The organism is Shewanella indica, from assembly GCF_002836975.1.
Lineage (GTDB): Bacteria > Pseudomonadota > Gammaproteobacteria > Enterobacterales > Shewanellaceae > Shewanella > Shewanella indica.
This window is the reverse complement of the sequence record NZ_NIJK01000037.1, coordinates 1-19587: the sequence shown is the minus strand read 5'-3', so window position 1 is coordinate 19587 and position 19587 is coordinate 1. Positions and strand designations below refer to the sequence as shown.

Annotated in this window: 16 protein-coding genes; 13 read left to right on the top strand and 3 right to left on the bottom strand. The window is 54.2% G+C overall.

The features are described from left to right. Window positions 1–167: 167 nt before the first annotated feature. Window positions 168–422, top strand: a complete 255-nt coding sequence (gene ubiK, locus CX650_RS12300; RefSeq protein WP_025010065.1) for a ubiquinone biosynthesis accessory factor UbiK — start codon at window positions 168–170, stop codon at window positions 420–422. Window positions 423–485: 63 nt separating this feature from the next. Here the strand turns inward: ubiK and CX650_RS12295 are convergent, their stop codons facing one another. After that, the gene (locus CX650_RS12295) at window positions 486–1463 is read right to left on the bottom strand and encodes a DUF3187 family protein (protein ID WP_229800132.1); all 978 of its coding nucleotides are present in this window, start codon (window positions 1461–1463) and stop codon (window positions 486–488) included. Window positions 1464–1727: 264 nt separating this feature from the next. Here CX650_RS12295 and creD point away from each other — a divergent pair, with 264 nt between their 5' ends. The 4 genes from creD (at window position 1728) to CX650_RS12275 (ending at window position 5398) form a co-directional block, all read left to right on the top strand. Next, complete coding sequence (gene creD, locus CX650_RS12290; protein ID WP_167388643.1) at window positions 1728–3149, top strand: cell envelope integrity protein CreD; 1422 nt, start codon at window positions 1728–1730, stop codon at window positions 3147–3149. Between the two features lie 395 nt (window positions 3150–3544). Next, the gene (locus tag CX650_RS12285; protein ID WP_039035376.1) at window positions 3545–3802 is read left to right on the top strand and encodes a YjhX family toxin; all 258 of its coding nucleotides are present in this window, start codon (window positions 3545–3547) and stop codon (window positions 3800–3802) included. A gap of 10 nt (window positions 3803–3812) precedes the next feature. After that, window positions 3813–4532: an SAM-dependent methyltransferase gene (locus tag CX650_RS12280; protein WP_101095976.1), complete on the top strand. Its 720-nt coding sequence runs from the start codon at window positions 3813–3815 to the stop codon at window positions 4530–4532. A gap of 23 nt (window positions 4533–4555) precedes the next feature. After that, window positions 4556–5398 (top strand): class I SAM-dependent methyltransferase, encoded by an 843-nt coding sequence (locus tag CX650_RS12275; protein ID WP_101095975.1) that lies wholly within the window; start codon window positions 4556–4558, stop codon window positions 5396–5398. A 79-nt stretch (window positions 5399–5477) separates the two neighbouring features. Here CX650_RS12275 and CX650_RS12270 read toward each other — a convergent pair whose 3' ends face one another. Then, window positions 5478–7796 (bottom strand): zinc/cadmium/mercury/lead-transporting ATPase, encoded by a 2319-nt coding sequence (locus CX650_RS12270; protein WP_101095974.1) that lies wholly within the window; start codon window positions 7794–7796, stop codon window positions 5478–5480. A gap of 544 nt (window positions 7797–8340) precedes the next feature. Between CX650_RS12270 and CX650_RS12265 the strand changes: the two genes are divergently transcribed. Further along, entirely contained in the window at window positions 8341–9237 is an 897-nt protein-coding gene (locus tag CX650_RS12265) for an acyltransferase (protein ID WP_229800130.1), read from the top strand. Beyond that, window positions 9237–10175, top strand: coding sequence for an acyltransferase (locus CX650_RS12260; protein ID WP_101095973.1), 939 nt, complete (start codon window positions 9237–9239; stop codon window positions 10173–10175). The genes CX650_RS12265 and CX650_RS12260 overlap by 1 nt, the downstream gene beginning before the upstream one ends. Before the next feature lie 72 nt (window positions 10176–10247). Here CX650_RS12260 and CX650_RS12255 read toward each other — a convergent pair whose 3' ends face one another. Beyond that, entirely contained in the window at window positions 10248–10745 is a 498-nt protein-coding gene (locus tag CX650_RS12255) for a 2-thiouracil desulfurase family protein (protein WP_101095972.1), read from the bottom strand. Between the two features lie 394 nt (window positions 10746–11139). Between CX650_RS12255 and CX650_RS12250 the strand changes: the two genes are divergently transcribed. From CX650_RS12250 to CX650_RS12225, 6 genes are all read left to right on the top strand, one after another. Further along, complete coding sequence (locus tag CX650_RS12250; RefSeq protein WP_208622114.1) at window positions 11140–11850, top strand: GntR family transcriptional regulator; 711 nt, start codon at window positions 11140–11142, stop codon at window positions 11848–11850. A gap of 12 nt (window positions 11851–11862) precedes the next feature. Continuing rightward, the gene (prpB, locus tag CX650_RS12245; RefSeq protein WP_071476421.1) at window positions 11863–12738 is read left to right on the top strand and encodes a methylisocitrate lyase; all 876 of its coding nucleotides are present in this window, start codon (window positions 11863–11865) and stop codon (window positions 12736–12738) included. A 179-nt stretch (window positions 12739–12917) separates the two neighbouring features. After that, a complete protein-coding gene (prpC, locus tag CX650_RS12240; protein ID WP_025889866.1) occupies window positions 12918–14042 on the top strand; it encodes a bifunctional 2-methylcitrate synthase/citrate synthase in 1125 nt (374 codons plus the stop codon). Window positions 14043–14146: 104 nt separating this feature from the next. Beyond that, window positions 14147–16738: a Fe/S-dependent 2-methylisocitrate dehydratase AcnD gene (gene acnD / locus CX650_RS12235; RefSeq protein ID WP_101095971.1), complete on the top strand. Its 2592-nt coding sequence runs from the start codon at window positions 14147–14149 to the stop codon at window positions 16736–16738. A gap of 85 nt (window positions 16739–16823) precedes the next feature. Beyond that, on the top strand, window positions 16824–18023 hold the full coding sequence (prpF, locus tag CX650_RS12230) for a 2-methylaconitate cis-trans isomerase PrpF (protein ID WP_101095970.1): 1200 nt from the start codon (window positions 16824–16826) through the stop codon (window positions 18021–18023). 320 nt (window positions 18024–18343) lie between these two features. After that, complete coding sequence (locus CX650_RS12225) at window positions 18344–19510, top strand: ligand-binding sensor domain-containing protein (protein WP_101095969.1); 1167 nt, start codon at window positions 18344–18346, stop codon at window positions 19508–19510. The last annotated feature ends 77 nt before the right edge of the window (window positions 19511–19587 follow it).

Sequence of the window (19587 nt, the reverse complement as noted above, 5' to 3'; positions counted from 1 at the left end):
TCTGGCAAAGGACCTGGGCCATTTGCTGAACTCCAATTCTTGCTTCCAGGTCTGTAAGCCAAAGCAGAGCACTCATGGGACGGGTTCGCATCTTCCTTAGGTTAGCCTTGGGTTCAATGCAGCCTATAAGTTACAATCAGTTAAAACCTTGCCAGTGGATTAAAGAGATGATCAACCCCAAGAAAATCGAAGAAATGGCCAAACAGCTGAGCGAAAACCTGCCTTCTGGGCTGAAGCAATTTGCCGGTGAGTTTGAAGAACGCAGCAAGCAAGTACTGCAACACCAATTGCTGAAGCTGGATCTGGTCTCCCGGGAAGAGTTTGAAGTGCAGCAACACGTGTTACTGAAAACCAGGGAAAAATTGGAAGCCCTGCAAGCCAGAGTCGAAGCGCTGGAAGCCAAAGCTGAGCAGGCTGAGTAACCCATCTCACCCCAAAATAGATAAGGCCGCTCATGAGCGGCCTTATGTTTCAACACAGCTAAATTAAAGCATATGCCGATAGCCCAGAGTAAAAGCGATATCCGTGCTGTTATCCATGTTGAGGAAGTTTTCAATCACAGTAAACTCTATAGCACTGCGATCCAGATAATAGCGGTAGCCCAGCACAGCTTCATTTGAAGCTTCAGAGAAGTCATCATCCGCTTCTGTCATTCCTTCGTACCTGTGATACTCCAGCATCCAGCCATGACGACCAACACGATATTCATAACCCAGCCCAAGCATCAAAGCATTGGACTTATAAGGCATGTCCGACAGTACCTCTTCGTCCTCACGGAAACTCAAGCCAAGTGTTGAATGGAAATTATGCCGTCCGTTGCGATAGCTGTAATTCAGCTGCAACGCCTGCTCAAAGTTTTCATTGGCGAAAGGCCCCGAGCCCACATAGTTGTAATACAGGCTCCCCCCAACAGACAGGCCATGGTGCTCATTCTGCAGCAACTGATACCCGAGATAAATGTTGAAGGCATTGTTTAGGGTCTCACCACCAAAATCGCTGATATTCACATTATGTTGCTTGGAGTAGATCTGATTCTGATTTCGTGGCTGATGGTCACGACCATTCTGATCAAAACCGAAAGCATCGTGAAACCACATTGTCAGTGAATCCAAATGGTTGTTACCACTGAAACGCCAAGTATAGTTGGCGTCCAACATCCAACGGTCATCAATTTGCCACTTGAGACCACCGGTTAAAGAGTTGTGATAATAGTCAGCCAGATAATCTTCTGTCTCGGCCCAGACGCTGGCCATATTACCGGTCAGATACCACTCTTTTTGTCCCTTTGCCATGGAAAAGCCCGAACGCAACATGGGGGTTAAACTGCTGGACTGCAGAGGAGACTGGGCATAAACCCTGAGCGGCCCATAGTCGTCAAAATCGGCCAATTCAGCATGCAGGGGCAGACTGAAAAAAATCGGCAACCAACAAGCTTTGGAGAAGTATTTCATAAGAATCATCATACCAATTCACATAGGTGGTTATTTTAAATGACTGCAGCATCGATTCACACTCATTATAGATGATTCAATCATGACCACATTGTCACAATAAATGTGACAGTAAAACCATTCACTTGTCGGCGTTATTCAAGTAAACCTAATTCAATATTTCTCCAATTTGGTATAGGCATAATTTTGCCACTATTGATCAGTGACTTGTCATGATATCTCCAGCCAAATCTGCTTTAATGCTGCAACGAGTAGGTTAAAGGAACATACCTCATGATATTTCAAGTTATCCTCATGCTAATAGCGCTGGCCTTGCTTGGAGCCATAGGTTTCGGGGCTTATCTACTGCTGAAAAGCCTAATGAAGAAACAAAATGGCCACACGGCGCTGCCTCAACTCAAATCCAAATTAACTCTTAAGCTATTTGCGGTGGCCATGGTGGGTCTGTTGTCATTGATCCCACTTGGAATGATCCAGGATCTCAGCCAGGACAGAGAAAGCCTCTATCGCCAAGTGGTGCGAGAGATCGGCCATACCTGGGGCGATGCCCAAACCTTGGCCGGTCCGGTTTTGGTACTGCCATTTCGCTACGAAGTGATCTCCGACAGCAATATCGACGGCAAACAACACCGCAGTCGTCAGGTCTACAGCGATGAACTCTTGATCCTGCCCAAAGGCATGACGCTCGATGCCGGTCTTAAACATGAATTCCGCCATCGCGGCATCTATCAGTCACTCGTGTATCTGGGCCAAGTCAAAGGCCGGGCCGACTTCGAACTGCCTAAAATAAATATCCCAGGGCTACTCGGCTTTGACTATAACCAGGCGCGCTTGGTGTTCGGCGTTTCAGCCAACCAGGCTATTGAGACTGTCAGTCGTTTTAATCTGGCTGGTGAGCAGGGAATGCCCAGCTTGATGTCCGGTACAGGGCTGGATAACACAGGTGGCCTTAGCCGCGGCTTTCATCGCACCATAGCGCTGGATCCGAGCCAAGGTGAATACCAACTGACATTCCAGCTCAGCCTCAGAGGTTCTGAGGGCTTGGAGGTACTGCCACTGGCGGAACTGAGCCAGATAGATATCCATGCCGATTGGCCACATCCCAGTTTTCAGGGTTACCTGCCCGCCAGCCGTAATCTCAGCACTGAAGGTTTTGATGCCAACTGGCAGATAAGTCATCTGAGCCGCAACTTCCCTCAGGTGTTCCGCGCCAGTGATGGCCGGGATCTCACCGAGATCAGTGCCAGTGTCACCCTGTTCGAACCCGTGACTCACTACGGCAAGATAGAAAGGTCGCTCAAGTACGGCATACTCTTTATTTTGCTGACCTACATACTGCTGCTGATCTTCGAGCTGGGCAACAAGTCACGCCTCAGCGCAGTACAGTATCTGATGGTGGGTGGCGCCATGTGCCTCTTCTATCTATTACTGCTGTCGCTGTCGGAACACCTGCTGTTTTTAACCGCTTATCTGGTGGCAGCTGCGGTTCCCCTGCTCAGTATTCCGCTGTATGTTGCCAGCGCCAGTGGTAGTCGGCGCCAAGGAGCGATAGTTGCCGCCATGTTGGCAAGTCTCTACGGTGTACTCTACTCCATACTCCAGCTGGAAGATTACGCCCTCTTGATGGGAACCGGATTGCTGGTACTGATAATGCTGATACTTATGTACCTCACCCGCCACCAACAAATCGAGGAGTAGTTCCCACTGGACTTAACCTAAGAGTTGAACCAAGCAGCAAATATGCAAAGGCGCTCAGATAAACGAATAAACCCACGTTTACCTGAGCGCCTTTCAATTCAAAACATGAGCTTCATCAGTGACCTAGTATTGCCGTTATAACCCTGCACAAAAAACAGCCTAAAATCACAGTTCCCCAAGCGGTTGATTTACATCTAACATCCTTAGTGGTAAAAATTGAGCGGTAAAGCTACTTTCAACTCTCATTGAGGCATTGATGCTGGAGATTGTAATCATCAGATAATCAGTTAACTGACCTTCCAAGGTCGGTCTGATTATCAATGCGCATAAATCAAAGGTGGACACTGACAAGTGCCCGCACGTTTTGCTCATGATGATTATCGAGTTTTTCCAGTATGAATATATCCCGTCAGGAACAACGTACCCTGCACGTCCTCGCCAAAGGCGGACGCATTTGTTATTTCCGCGACACTTCAGGTCGCGTCACAGCCGTTGAATGTTATAGCCGCGAAGGGCTTGTTCTTTGCGACTGTACCCTCGCCATTTTCAAAAAGCTCAAAGCCAAAAAACTGATCAAATCTGTCAAAGGTCAGCCCTATCGCATAACCACGACCGGCTTGCACAATGTGCGCGCCCAACTGGACAACCGTTGAGGAAAGAAAGATGAATACACTATTTTCCCGTGACTATATCAACAGCAACATGATGGGTCCCAACGCCCTGCTGCTGGCCGAAGAAGTCTGCCGGTCACTGCAACTGCAACCAGGGATGCGGGTGCTGGACTTGGCCTGTGGCACAGGCATCACCTCCATCTATCTGGCAAAGGCCTTCAACCTCGAAGTCACCGCTATGGATCTTTGGATAGCGGCCGAAGACAATCAGGCAAGATTCAAGGCCGCAGGCGTGAAAGACAAGATCACGGCAGTGAACTTTGACGTAACCCAGATGCGGCCGGAACATGCCCCATTTGCAGAAAACAGTTTCGATGCTGTCTTGTCTATCGATGCCTACCACTACTTTGGTGCCAGTTCAGCGTTTTTTGACACCCACCTCGCCCCTTTCATCAAGCCGGGCGGCCAGGTCGCCATAGTGGTGCCCGGGCTGAAAAAGCCTTTTCCACTGCAGCAAAGCGTTGCCCCTGAGCTGGCCCCCTGGTGGCAGCCTGGGATGAACTTTTTCACCGTCGACTGGTGGATGCAACTCTGGCAACAGAGCGCATTTTTACAGATGGAGTTGTGCGAAGAGAGCGGGCAGTGCGCCCAGGCATGGCAGGAGTGGTTGGCATGCGACAACCCTTATGCCGTACGGGATCGCGAGATGATGGCCGCCGAAAACGGCCAGTGGTTCAACTTTACCAAAATGACAGGCCGCATACACAAGTAAGCTTTAGAAAAGCAAGGAAATGTATGAATATCAATAAGCTAATCAGCCAGCATTTGCCAATAAGGCTGTCGCCGAACGAAAGCAAAATTCCCTGGAATAATGCCGATTTCAGCCAGAGAATGCTGAAAAACCACCTCTGCCAGGAGCACGATTGGGCCAGTAGAAAACTGGCGGTGATTGAGCGCCAGGTGAATTGGCTCTGCAGCCAACTGGCTCCTGGCGCACAAGTGCTGGATCTGGGTTGTGGCCCCGGCTTTTACACTCAATTGTTGGCAAAGCGCGGCTTTTGCTGCACCGGCGTCGACTTCTCACCAGCCTCTATAACCTACGCCCAACAACAAGCGCAGGCGGCTGGACTGAATATCGACTATCAACTGCTGGATGTCAGAAGCTACCGGCCGACCAAGAAGTTTGACTTCATCATGATGACCTTCGGTGAGCTGAATGTTTTCAGCGCAGCGGATGCCAAGAACTTACTCAAGCATTGTGCAAACTGGCTGATGCCGAATGGCAAGCTTGTTGTAGAAGTTCACAGCTTTGATGAAGTCAAACGGCAGGGACAGGCTGAGCCAAGCTGGCAAAGGCATTCACAGGGCCTATTTCTTGATGCTCCCCACCTGCTGCTGACGGAGCATGCTTGGGACGAGGCACTCCAAACCAGTTCCACACTGTTTTGGGTGATTGAAGAAAACGGCAAGGTGACGCGATTCGGCAGCCGGATGCAGGCTTGGCAAGATGAGGAATATCTGCAGCTGTTAAACGAGTGCGGCTTCAACAATATTCAGCGGATAGACACTGCAGTATGGCCCAGCAGCAATACCTTTGAGGGCAAGCTCTACACCCTAATGGCATGCTCCAAGGCATGACCTGAGTCCGTTTGAAAGAGGAAGGTGCTCAGGTCTACGGGTACCTTCCTCTTTTTATTGTTATCAACACCAATACATTTCAGTAGCGCTTTCTAAGCAGTCTCAAGGCGTTGGCGGTTACCAACACAGTTGCGCCGGTATCGGCCATCACCGCCAGCCAGAGGCCGGTGATCCCCAGTAAGCTGGTCACCAGAAAAATCGCCTTCAGCCCCAGCGCCAAAGCTATGTTCTGGCGAATATTGCTCAGGGTTTCCCTGGCTAAGTGGATCATTGCCGCCACCCCTCCCAACTGATTATGGGTCAGGGCCGCATCGGCGGTTTCCAGCGCGGCATCGGTTCCGCCGCCCATAGCAATACCAATACTGGCTCGCTTCATTGCCGGGGCATCGTTAATTCCATCTCCTGTCATGGCCACATTACGGTGCTTGGCCAATGCCGCCACCTCAGAAACTTTATCTTCCGGCAGCAGCCCGGCGCGCCAATCGATGGCCAGCTCCTCGGCAATCGCCTTGGCGGTTCTTGGGTTGTCACCGGTCAGCATTATGCTGTCGATACCAAGACGGCGTAGCTTGGCTATGGCTTCGGCGGCCTCGACGCGCAGCTGATCCCTGAGGGCAAAGATGGCCACAGGGCGAGGAGGCTCCAGCTCGGCATCACACAGTACCACCAGGGTTTGCCCCTGCTGTTCCAGTTCTGTGACGCGTTGCAGCAACTCAGGAGCTAGGTTTGGCAGCCTTGAAGGGGCCAACAGTCGCCAGTTTTGCGAATCGACTCGTCCTTCAACGCCCATCCCGGGTAAAGCCCGAATAGCTTCTGCGTCTGGCAGTTCCAGCCGCCGCTCTTTGGCATGATTGACTATCGCCAGTGCCAGGGGATGGTGTGAGCCCAATTCAATGGCGGCGGCCACCCTGAGCCACTTGGTCGCATCCTGCTCTGTGAGGCTCTCCACCAAGGTGACTTCAGGTTTACCTTCTGTGAGGGTGCCGGTCTTATCGAAGGCGACGGTATCGACATGTGCCAGTGCTTCCAATGCCGCGCCGCCCTTAATCAAGGCTCCCTGACGGGTTGCGGCCGCCAGCGCTGAGGTTACCGCCGCCGGCGTCGAAATCACCAAGGCGCAGGGGCAACCTATCAACAACAGTGTCAGGCCACGGTAGATCCATTGCTCCCAAGGTTCGGCGTACAGCAGAGGCGGCAACAGCACTGTCATCACGGCCAGCAGCATGATGGCTGGAGTATACCAGCGACTGAATTTGTCGATGAATCTCTCTATCGGTGCTCTCTGCCCTTCGGCCTCTTCAATCAAATGCAGGATGCGGTCTATGGCGTTACTGCCGGGCTCGGAGACAACTTGCATTTTTACCAGCCTGTCGGCTGCCAGGCAGCCGGCGGCGACCCGTTCGCCCTTAATCCTTTCGACCGGGATAGATTCTCCTGTCAGGGCGCTTTCATCAAATGCCGCCGAGGCATCAAGCAGTTCGGCATCGGCCGGCAGGCGTGCCCCAGGCGCAACTTCTATAATATCGCCCGGGCGCAGCTCTGAGGCAGCCACCTCTTGCCTCTGGCCATCTTGCAACCTCAATGCCTTATCCGGCACCAATGCCATCAAGGCGCTAACTCCGGCGCGAGCGCGACCGGCCGCAAACGATTCGAGCTGCTCACCGAGCATAAACAGAAGCAACACCATGGCCGCCTCGGCCGTTTCGCCCAGTAACAAGGCTCCTATGGCGGCAACAGTCATCAGGGTTTCAATGGCAAAAGGGGTGCCGCTGCGAATAAGGGCCCAGGCCTTGCGGGCAATAGGCAGCAGCCCCCAAACTGTAGCCAGAGTGAATAGGCCGGGGCTGATACTCGCAGGCGCCAAAGCCGCCAGCAACATTAACAGTGCCAGTGACAAAGGTTGCCAGTATTTGGGTTGCCAGTATTTGCCAAGCCGGCTCGCCGAGCCGGGTTTTGGGCCTTCCTTACCTGCTTGGGTCTGCTGCTTAAGCTTAAAGCCGGCCGCAGACACAGCATCGACTATGCCTTGGGGTGAAACGCCGGGCGTCAGTTCCACCAGCAGCTTTTCGGTGGCAAATACCACCCTGGCGCTGCAAACACCGCTCACCCTGGAAACCGCAGTTTCGACTTTACGGGCACAGCTGGCACAATCCATACCGAGGATTTGCCACTGATGCTGCTCGCCTTGAGCAAGCCGGACAGTGTTTATTTCGGTAGCAGAGTCGGCCTGATGGGACTCATGATGATCATGGCAACAAGCAGAATGACAGCCAGAATGCTCGCTGGAATGACTGGCGGCGTTACCGGCTATCTGGCTATCTGTGCAATTTGCCGGGTCCTTAGCCCCCGCCTTCACTGTCTCGGGAGTAGATTTGGGATCACAACAGGAATGACTCATAACTGTGCCTCGCGCTATGGCTCAAATGATGCCGCGGAACTCAAATGTGACTATCCGGGCCGTTTGCTATTGCCAAGGAGTGTAAAGCTTGGAGTAAGCTCCAGAGTCAAGCAGCTGGACCAAAGTATTTGCCCGACCTACAAGCCACTATCAATTAACCAGCCATAATCACCGTGCCGTCCTAGCCTATAACGGCGCCGATTGTCCCATTTACCGCCATCAGTGTTGCGCTTGACAGTAAACCGTCTTCCACCAAAAATGCGCCGGGGATTTGAAGATACAGGCGCTGTTTCACCACAAAGCAACATACTGAAAGAGGCTCAGAAAAATACTGGAAGACACTGCATTGCAAGTCATCTTCAACACAGAGCAAAGAACAGATGGCGCAACTTATGCCTCTGATATTGGTTAAGTCAACTATTTCAGGGTTAAGTAAGCAGGCCCTAACTCCCTGTTAACGCCAGCTTAAGATTGAAGCCTGGTGGCGACTGCGGTTAACATAGTCGGTCGATTTTTCTTTTTTATGATCCTGAGGGAGCCCAAGTTGTCCTTGATCCGAGGTTGTCTTGCCTTTAGCGGCTATGTTATCAACACCCTGTTTTGGAGCCTGCCAATTCTACTGGGCAGCCTGTTAAAACTGCTTCCCATCAAGCCGTTGCAACGCCTATGCAGCCACTTTCTGGACATCTGTGCCAGTGCCTGGATCAGTGTTAACGGCGGCATAGAAAAGCTGTTTCATCCGCTGAAGATGCATATAGATGAGCTTCCGGAGCTATCAGAGCAGGAGTGGTATATGGTGGTAGCCAACCACCAGAGCTGGGTCGATATTCTGATCCTGCAGCGACTGCTCAATCGGCGGATCCCTTTTCTCAAGTTCTTCCTGAAAAAAGAGCTGATTTACGTCCCGGTACTTGGGCTGGCTTGGTGGGCGCTGGATTTCCCCTTTATGCGACGTTACAGCACGGCCGAGTTGAAAAAGAACCCCAAACTCAGGGGCAAAGACATTGAAATTACCCGTAAGGCCTGTGCCAAGTTCAAGCACAAGCCGGTGAGCGTGATGAACTTTGTCGAAGGTACCCGCTTTCAGCCCAGCAAGCACCAGAAGCAAAACTCACCGTTCAAACACCTGCTAAGACCCAAGGCCGGCGGCATGGCCTTTGCGTTGTCGGCCATGGGCGAACAGATCCATAAACTGGTGGATGTCACCATCTACTACCCCGGCAAGATCCCCAGTTTTTGGGACTATATCAGCGGCCGTCTACCTGAGGTTTACCTCCACTTGGAGGTCAAGGAGATAGACCCGGGGATGCGAGGTGACTACGCCAATGATCGCCAGTTCAAACAAGCCTTCCAGGAGCGGCTGAACGCCCTCTGGCAGCACAAGGATGAAGTGTTGGAGCGACTGGCCGCCAAGGCAAACCATTCTCAAGGGGACTCCTGATGTTACACTTCCTGCCCGGGCCAGTGCTGTTTATTCTCAGCCTGAGCCTGCTGATCATTAACACCGCCGTTTGGGGCTCGCTGGTGTGTATCGGCGGCCTGTTCAAATTGTTGCTGCCCTGGAAGAGTGGCCGTATCGCCATGACCCGGTTAATGAACCGTTTCATGTGGGCCTGGGCCAGTTGCAATGGCGGTATACTGCACCTGATAGCCAAGGTCGAATGGGATGTGCAGGGGCTTGAAAGCCTCAAGCCGGATGGTTGGTATCTACTGATCAGTAACCACCTCAGTGGCTTTGATATTGCCGCGCAGACTTATATCCTGCGCAACAACATTCCCATGCTGAAGTTCTTTCTCAAGAAAGAGCTGCTGTATGTTCCCATCATGGGCCTGGGTTGCTGGGCGCTGGACATGCCCTTTATGAACCGTACCAGCCCGGAAAAGCTGAAGAAGAACCCCAAGCTCAGGGGCAAGGATCTGCAAACAACCCGGCGCTCCTGTGAAAAGTTCAAAGACTTGCCCACTTCCATCATCAACTATGTGGAAGGCAGTCGCTTCACCGAAGACAAACGACAAAGGCAAAAATCCCCCTACAAACACCTGCTGCGGCCAAAAGCCGGTGGCATCGCCTTTACCCTGTCGGCCATGGGCGAGCAATTTGATGCCTTGTTGAACGTGACTGTGGTTTATCCCGATGCTCCCAAGGATATTCTCGGTGCAGTGATGCAGGGTAAAGTGCACAAAATAGTGGTGCGAATTGAGGCTCTGCCTGTGCCGCAGGTGGATTCTGTTCGCTACTTCAGCGAACCAGAGTACAGGGTCAAGTTTCAGCGTTGGCTCAATGACATCTGGCAACAAAAGGATGCCCAAATCGATCAACTACTGGCCGAATACCAACCTGCCGACGACTACCGTAAGCTGGCACAAAAAAGCCACTGACAGTGATTGTCGAAGACACAGCAATGCCGGGTCTAAGCCCGGCATTGTTATTTTAAAACTGAGTATTTCGACTCAAGCACTTTTATCGCATTCAGTCAGATACTTCTCAACGGCGTCCAACTCAAACTCGCTGAACACTTGAATGCCATGGCGCATCAGCAAGGCGGCGGTCACGCCGTCGCCCTCTTTAAGTTGGCGGGAGAAACTGCCATCGTAAACCCGGCCTTTGCCACAGGAAGGACTGCGGGCCTTGAGAATGGCAGCAACCACTTGCTGTTGCTGTGCCTTGGCCAGTGCCAACTCGGCACCTAGCTCAAAGGCCTCGGTCACGTCCTCACCGTCACAGGTCAGCACTCGTCCCTGTATCTGTTCGGCCGGTGCTCTGGGTGTCGGCAAGCCACCGGCGCACTCGGGGCAGAAAGGCACCAGCCGTCCTTGGGCCTGCCATAGCTGCACTCTGGCATCATTGAGCAGGTTATGGCCACCGTCATAGCGTACCTCTTGCCCCAATAAACAGGCGCTTATCAATATCCGATTCGGTTTTGCTGTGCTGATGATTTCTGCGCTCATACTTTTTTCACTCTTGTCATTCTTGCCTCTCTCATCACTCGGACGACTCTCCCTATTCAACGTCCCATAGTCAGGAAAACACTGTTACGGATACCAAGCTTCCCCCTCTTTTCCTTGTCTGCCGCTGACAAGGAGCATTCTATCAGTCGCCCATTAAGAAAACTGTTTAAAACAAGATTGTCGACAATAGTTGCAATGTCAAGTGTAAACCCATGCTAACAGCAAGTTTTAAAATAATAGCTAAGGCTTTGTTTAATAAAAGCTTAAAGAGCAAATACCACAAAATATTAGACTTACGTCTAGGTAAGCAGATTGTTGACAATGACCTGGATCACATCTAATGTCGAACCATAGTCAACAATCGAGCGAAACTTAACCAGTGACTCAGGCACCTGTGTTGGACAAAAACAGCGTCGATAAAACCACTTCGGAGAAGAGCAGTACCCTGGTGGATCAGATTCTGGTGCAAATTCAAACCAGCATCATCAAGGGTGAGCTGGCCCCCGGCAGCAAGATCAACGAACAGGCGCTGGCACTCAAGTACGGTATCAGCCGCGGTCCAACCCGCGAGGCCTTGCAGATCCTCGAGCGTCAGCGCTTGGTAGTACGCATCCCCCATGTGGGCGCCAGAGTCGCCGCCATGACAGTGGCCGAGCTCAACGACCTCTACGAGCTGCGCAGCACGCTGGAAGCCATGGCCTGTGAACTGGCCGCCAAACGGATAACCGATGAGCAGCTCAGCCAGTTGTGGCAACTACTGGCCCGTCAGGAAGCGGCGCTGGCAGAAGGCGATACCTATTTTCAGGAAGAGGGTGATGTGGACTTTCACTACCAGATCATCCGCGCCAGCGGTAACAAGCACCTGCAGGAAACCCTGATCGGCGGCTTATATCACCTACTGAGAATGTATCGCTATCAATGCACCAATAAGAACCGCCCGGTCAAAGCCATCGCCGAGCACAGACGCATAGTCGAAGCCATAGCCCAGCGCGATGCCGAACTGGCCGGCTTGCTGATGCGCCGTCATATCGAGCAGGGACGGCGCAATACCGAACTCAGACTCAAACAGCTTCAGGCGGAGCATGCCGCCCTGGACTCAATATAAGGAAGCAAACAGATGACTCGCAGCGCAGGACTCAGATTCCGCCAGGCTCTGGCCAAGGCCAAGCCGCTTCAAATCGTGGGAACCACCAATGCCTATTTCGCCCTGATGGCCGAGCAATCCGGTGTTCAGGCCCTGTACCTTTCCGGTGCCGGTGTCGCCAACGCCTCTTACGGCCTGCCGGATCTGGGCATGACCTCAATGAACGATGTACTGATCGATGCCGGCCGCATCACATCGGCCACCGAACTGCCGCTGCTGGTCGACATAGACACTGGCTGGGGCGGCGCCTTCAACATTGCCCGCACCATCAAGGAGTTTGAAAAGGCCGGTGTCGCCGCCGTGCATATGGAAGATCAGGTGTCACAGAAGCGCTGCGGTCACAGACCCAACAAGGCCGTGGTCAGCACCGAAGAGATGGTCGACCGTATCAAGGCTGCCGTGGATGCCCGCACAGATGAGAACTTCGTCATCATGGCCCGCACAGACGCGGTTGCCGTGGAAGGGCTGGATGCTGGTATCGAACGTGCCCAGGCCTATATCGAGGCGGGTGCCGACATGATCTTTGCCGAGGCGCTGACCGAGCTGGATCAGTACCGTCGATTCAAGGCGGCCGTCAACGCCCCGATCCTGGCCAACATGACCGAATTCGGCAAAACAGAGCTGTTCAACAAGGAGCAACTGGCCGAAGCCGGAGCCGACATGGTGCTCTACCCATTGAGCACCTTCCGCGCCGCCAACCTGGCCGCCCTGAAAGTGATGCAGGCACTGATGGCCGACGGTCACCAACGCAATGTGGTCGATGCCATGCAAACCCGTGAAGATCTGTATAAGTTCCTCGGCTACCACCACTACGAAACCAAGCTCGATGAGCTGTTCAGCCAAAAGTAACGGCTGAATCCAGGGATGATTGACCGGCGCAGACGCGCCGGTTACAGGGTTTGCCCATGAAACACCCGGGGTTGCCACCCTACACAGCGCCCCAGAGCGCTGAAAAAGGCAACCGCAAACCAGACCAGCCATGGCTGGCCAACAAATTGACAAGAGTGTAACGGAAGAGGGAATGCATTATGACTGACAAGAAACTGAGCGGCGCCGGATTACGCGGCCAAAGCGCAGGCGAAACTTCACTGAGCACAGTCGGTAAGTCCGGCTCAGGCCTGACCTACCGCGGCTATGACGTCAAAGATCTGGCCGAAAACGTCAGCTTCGAGGAAGTGGCCTACCTGATCCTCTACGGCGAACTGCCCACCGAAACGCAACTGGCGGCCTATCGTCAGAAACTCAAAGGCATGCGCGGCCTGCCACAGGCACTGAAAGAGGTGCTGGAGCGGATCCCGGCCGATGCCCATCCTATGGACGTTATGCGTACCGGTTGCTCCATGCTGGGTAACCTGGAAACCGAAAAAGATTTCTCCGAGCAGAGTGAAGTGGCCGACCGTCTGCTGGCGGCATTTCCTTCCATCATCTGTTACTGGTATCGCTACAGCCATGACGGCGTGCGTATAGACACAGAAACCCATGACGACCAGATAGGCGCCCACTTCCTGCACCTGCTGCACGGCGAAGCTCCATCTGCCCTGCATGCCCGGGTTATGGATGTGTCACTGATCCTCTACGCCGAGCACGAATTCAACGCCTCTACCTTCACCGCCCGGGTTTGCGCCTCTACCCTGTCTGACATGCATTCCTGCATCACGGGCGCCATTGGCTCACTGCGCGGCCCTCTGCACGGCGGCGCCAACGAGGCGGCGATGGAGCTGATTCAGGATATGCGCGATGAAGACCATGCCCGCGAAGTGCTCAAGGGCAAGCTGGAGCGCAAAGAGAAGATCATGGGCTTTGGTCACGCCATCTACCGCGAGTCAGACCCCCGCAACGTGATCATCAAAGAGTGGTCGGAAAAGCTGGCGCAGGAATACGGTGATGATCGCCTCTATCGCGTTTCTGTCGCCTGTGAAGCCCTGATGTGGGAAGAGAAGAAACTCTTCTGTAACGCCGACTTCTTCCACGCCAGTGCCTATCACTTCATGGGGATCCCCACCAAGCTGTTTACCCCCATCTTCGTTTGCTCCCGCCTCACCGGCTGGGCCGCGCACGTGATGGAGCAACGCGCCAACAACCGCATTATCCGCCCGAGTGCCGACTATGTTGGGGTTGAGCCACGCAAGGTGACGCCTCTCAGCGAGCGTTGATCCCGGCGGCGGCCAAAGGGCCGCCAGATGAATGAGCAAGAGCGGGCACCCAAGTAAGCAGGGGCCCGGCTCTTTTTGCAGTTGCTTCTCAGTGGACAGAACTCATGAATACCAATTACCGAATTCCCCTGCCCGGCACCAGCCTCGAGTATTTCGATACCCGCGCCGCAGTCGAGGCCATCAGCCCCGGAGCCTATGCCAAATTGCCCTACACCTCACGGGTGTTGGCCGAAAACCTGGTACGCCGCGCCGAGCCCGGCAGGCTCAACGACTTCCTCGAACAGATTATCGAACGCAAACGGGATCTGGACTTCCCCTGGTTCCCGGCGCGGGTGGTGTGTCACGACATTCTCGGCCAAACAGCACTGGTTGACTTGGCCGGTCTGCGTGATGCCATCGCCGACAAGGGGGGCGATCCGGCCAAGGTTAACCCTGTGGTGCCGACCCAGCTGATTGTGGATCACTCCCTGGCGGTGGAACACCCCGGCTTTGAAGCGGATGCCTTCGAGAAAAACCGCGCCGTTGAAGACAGACGCAACGAAGACAGATTCCACTTTATCAACTGGACCAAGACGGCCTTTAAAAACGTCGATGTGATCCCGCCCGGCAACGGCATCATGCACCAGATCAACCTGGAGAAAATGTCCCCCGTGGTCCAGAGTCGCGACGGCGTTGCCTTCCCGGACACCTGTGTCGGCACCGACAGCCACACGCCACACGTGGATGCCCTTGGGGTGATCGCCATAGGCGTGGGTGGTCTGGAAGCCGAAAGCGTGATGCTCGGCCGCGCCTCCTGGATGCGCCTGCCGGACATAGTCGGCGTCAAGCTGACCGGCAAGGCCGCTCCCGGCATTACCGCCACGGATATAGTGCTGGCGCTGACCGAATTCCTGCGTAAAGAGCGGGTGGTGGGTGCCTATCTGGAATTCTTCGGTGAAGGCGCCGCCAGCCTGACCCTGGGTGACAGGGCAACCATCTCCAACATGACTCCCGAATATGGCGCCACTGCCGCCATGTTCTATATCGATCAGCAAACCATAGATTATCTGCGCCTCACCGGCCGTGATGACGACCAGGTAGCGCTGGTGGAAAACTATGCCAAGACCACGGGTCTGTGGGCCGACAGCCTCGAAGGCGCCGAATATGAGCGGGTACTGGAGTTCGATCTCTCCTCCGTGGTGCGTAACATGGCCGGTCCTTCCAACCCGCATGCCCGTTTGGCCACCAGCGACTTGGCCGCCAAAGGCATTGCCGGCAAGGTAGAGCAGCAAGAAGGCCTGATGCCGGACGGCGCCGTGATCATTGCCGCCATCACCAGCTGTACCAACACCAGTAACCCACGCAACGTGATTGCTGCCGGTCTTATCGCCCGCAACGCAGTGGAAAAAGGCCTGGTACGCAAGCCTTGGGTCAAGACCTCTCTGGCACCCGGTTCCAAGGCGGTGGACCTCTATCTGCGCGAGGCAGGGCTATTGCCTTACCTGGAACAGCTGGGCTTTGGCATAGTCGCCTTCGCCTGTACCACATGTAACGGCATGAGCGGCGCGCTCGATCCCAAAATCCAGCAGGAAGTGATCGACAGAGATCTGTACGCCACCGCGGTATTGTCCGGTAACCGTAACTTCGATGGCCGAATCCACCCTTATGCCAAGCAGGCATTCCTGGCCTCGCCGCCTTTGGTTGTGGCCTACGCCATTGCAGGGACTGTGCGTTTCGACATAGAGAAAGACCCACTCGGCACAGATCAGAACGGCAACGCCGTAACCCTCAAGGACATCTGGCCCAGCGACGAAGAGATAGATGCCATCGTCAAGTCGTCGGTCAAGCCGGAGCAGTTCCGCAAGGTGTATGAGCCCATGTTCAATATCGCCGTGGAATACGGTGATGGGGTCGACCCTCTGTATGACTGGCGCCCAATGAGCACCTATATCCGTCGTCCACCCTACTGGGAAGGCGCCCTGGCCGGTGAACGTGCACTCAAGGGGATGCGGCCACTGGCGGTATTGGGTGACAACATCACCACAGATCACCTGTCGCCATCGAACGCCATTTTGCCATCCAGCGCCGCCGGCGAATACCTGGCCAAGATGGGCCTGCCGGAGGAAGACTTCAACTCCTACGCCACCCACAGGGGTGACCATCTGACGGCCCAACGGGCCACCTTTGCCAACCCCAAACTGTTCAACGAAATGGTCAAGGACGATAGCGGCAAGGTGATCCAGGGCTCGCTGGCCCGTATCGAGCCCGAAGGGCAACAGGTACGCATGTGGGAAGCGATAGAAACCTACATGGAGCGCAAGCAACCACTGTGCATCATAGCCGGTAAAGACTATGGCCAGGGCTCCAGCCGAGACTGGGCCGCCAAGGGCGTGCGTCTGGCCGGAGTCGAGGCAATTGTGGCCGAAGGCTTCGAGCGCATTCACCGAACCAACCTGATAGGTATGGGCGTGTTGCCGCTGGAGTTTTTCCCTGGGACCGACAGGCTGACCCTGGGCATAGACGGCACAGAAACCTTCGACGTTCTCGGCGAGCGCACTCCCGGTGCCACTCTGACCCTGTTGCTGCATCGCAGCAATGGCGAAACGGTGGAAGTACCAGTGCGCTGCCGCCTGGATACCGCCGAAGAAGTGACCATCTATGAAGCCGGTGGAGTGCTGCAGCGTTTCGCGCAGGACTTCTTGCAGGGCAATGTTTAAGCCGGCCCTTGATGCGTGACCAAGTCGGCCATAGCCAAGGTTATGGCCGACTGATAAAAATATTTATCTCAAAGGATCCAATGCCATGGCATTTAAACCACAGATAAAAATTCCCGCTACCTATATGCGCGGCGGCACCAGTAAGGGGGTGTTCTTCCGCCTGGACGATCTGCCCGAGACGGCCAGAGTGCCCGGCCCGGCCCGCGATGCCTTGTTGATGCGAGTCATCGGTAGCCCGGACCCCTACGGCAAACACACAGACGGTATGGGCGGCGCGACCTCGAGTACCAGCAAATGCGTGATCATGAATGCCAGCCAGGTTCCCGGTCACGACGTGGACTACCTCTATGGTCAGGTCTCCATAGATAAGCCCTTCGTCGACTGGAGCGGCAACTGCGGCAACCTTTCCACCGCGGCCGGCGCCTTTGCCCTGCATGCCGGTCTGGTGGCCCCGGAACGGGTACCGGAAAACGGCATCTGCGAAGTGCGGATTTGGCAAGCCAATATTGGCAAGACCATTATCGCCAAGGTGCCGGTCAGCGCCGGTGAAGTGCAGGAAACCGGTGACTTTGAGCTCGACGGTGTCACCTTCCCCGCCGCCGAAATCGTGCTGGAATTTATCGACCCCGCCGATGACGGTGAAGACGGCGGCGCCATGTTCCCTACCGGCAAGCTGGTGGATGAGCTGACGGTTCCCACCCAAGTACACCCCAGTGGCAAAATTCAGGCAACGCTGATCAATGCCGGGATCCCGACCATTTTCGTCAATGCCGCCGAACTCGGCTATCAAGGCACCGAACTACAGCCGGAGATCAACGGCGATCCCGAGGCGCTGGCTCGCTTTGAGCTGCTTAGGGCACACGGCGCGCTGGCGATGGGGTTGATTAAGGAGCTATCCGAAGCCGAAACCCGCCAACACACTCCCAAGGTAGCGTTTGTGGCCAAACCGCAGGCGCATCAGGTTTCCAGTGGCAAACAGCTGGCCGAAACCGATGTAGACCTCTTGGTTCGCGCTTTGTCGATGGGTAAATTGCACCACGCCATGATGGGCACGGCGGCAGTGGCCATAGGCACGGCCGCAGCTATCCCGGGCACCCTGGTTAACCTGGCGGCCGGCGGCGGTGAGCGCAGTTCGGTACGCTTCGGCCACCCATCCGGCACCTTGAAAGTTGGCGCCGAGGCCGAATTCAAGGACGGCCAATGGCAGGTGACCAAAGCCATCATGAGTCGCTCGGCGCGCATTCTGATGGAAGGTCAGGTCCGGGTTCCGGACCGCGGCTGCTAAAATTCAGTTGAGCTTTAGCTCAAGGCAATCCCCCTGTTAAGTAATTGATTGCCGCTTCCCTTTTGTAAAGGCTCCGCTTCCTCCCTTCCGGCGGGGCCTTTTTTCATTCCAATTTGCAACCATGCAATATAAAGTTTGCCAAACAGAGAAAAGAAATCTGTTATAAGTAATACCATTCTGTATTAGGAATTTACTGACTCTGCGAGACTGATGGATGTTTATACAAGGCAAACATTGGAAGGAAGCAGAAGATAGGTCAACATAGGCCTGCACAGTTTCAATAATGCCTTGTAACGCCTGTCAGCCCTCCCCCATAGAGAATGGTTACATTATCACTAACCAAAGCCACCAAAGAAGAGGATTTCTTGTCGCGGATCTGTTGCCTACTCGCCGCTCTGCTGTTATCTGTCAGCCTGTTTGAGCTCAGGGCTGAACCTGTACCCCAGCTCAAGTTTCAGCATGTCAGCAGCATGAATGGCCTTAACCAAAACAGCATCACCAGCCTCTATCAGGACAAGGCCGGTATCTTGTGGATTGGCACCCAGGATGGGTTACATAGTTACAACGGCATCGACTTTACCCTGTTTCAGCATGACCCCTACCACAGCCAGACATTGTCGGATAATCATGTCACCGACATACTGCAGGATGGCCAGGGGCAACTTTGGATAGGCACCTTCAATGGTGACTTGAACCGCCTGGATCTACAAACAGGTGTATTCACTCCCATTGGCCGCGACCAGAGGCTCAACAGCAAAAAAATTAACCGCCTGGCTCTGGTAGGCAAAACACTCTGGATCGGTAGCGGCAATGGACTCTACGCCCTGGATACTGACAGCGACGAATTGCATGAACTGTCACTGAGGCAAAATATCAGCACAGATATCCAAGTGCTGACCCCCATAGGCAAAGATGCCTTGCTGATTGGCAGCCAGAGTGATGGTTTGCTGCTTTTGCGTAATGAAGGACTCAAGCCCCTGCCCTTACCCGATGCCGAACATGGACATCCGGTACAGGCGCGCCAAAGCGAAGATGGCGCCCTGTGGCTGGCAATTGATGACGCACTCTGGCGTTATCCGCCGGGTTTGAACAACCCAGAGCTTATCTATCGTTTACCCAAACCCAATCGGGGCATTCTCGAATTTATCTTCGACAACAGAGGTGACATCTGGCTTGGTGGGCAACAGACAGGACTTATCCAACTACAGCTTAAAGAAGGTCAGTGGCAAGCCAGACACTATCGCTATGACCCATCGGATCCCAACAGCCTCAGTGATAATGATGTCTACAGCCTGCTGCAGGACAATAACGGGATTTTGTGGATTGGCAGCCTATTTTCCGGCATAGACAAGGTGAACCTGGCCCGGCAATACTTCAAGCATATCTACAACAATCAACAACCCTTGGAGCGTCAGCGGAACAATAATATCCGCGCTATATTGCGCGCTAAAGACGGCCTGCTATATTTAGGCACAGATAGGGCCTAATGCCGTTCACTTAGTGTGAACGGCATTTTTCTTAGGCTTAATGGGATACTTGTTTTTACTCATTTTTAACGCACGTG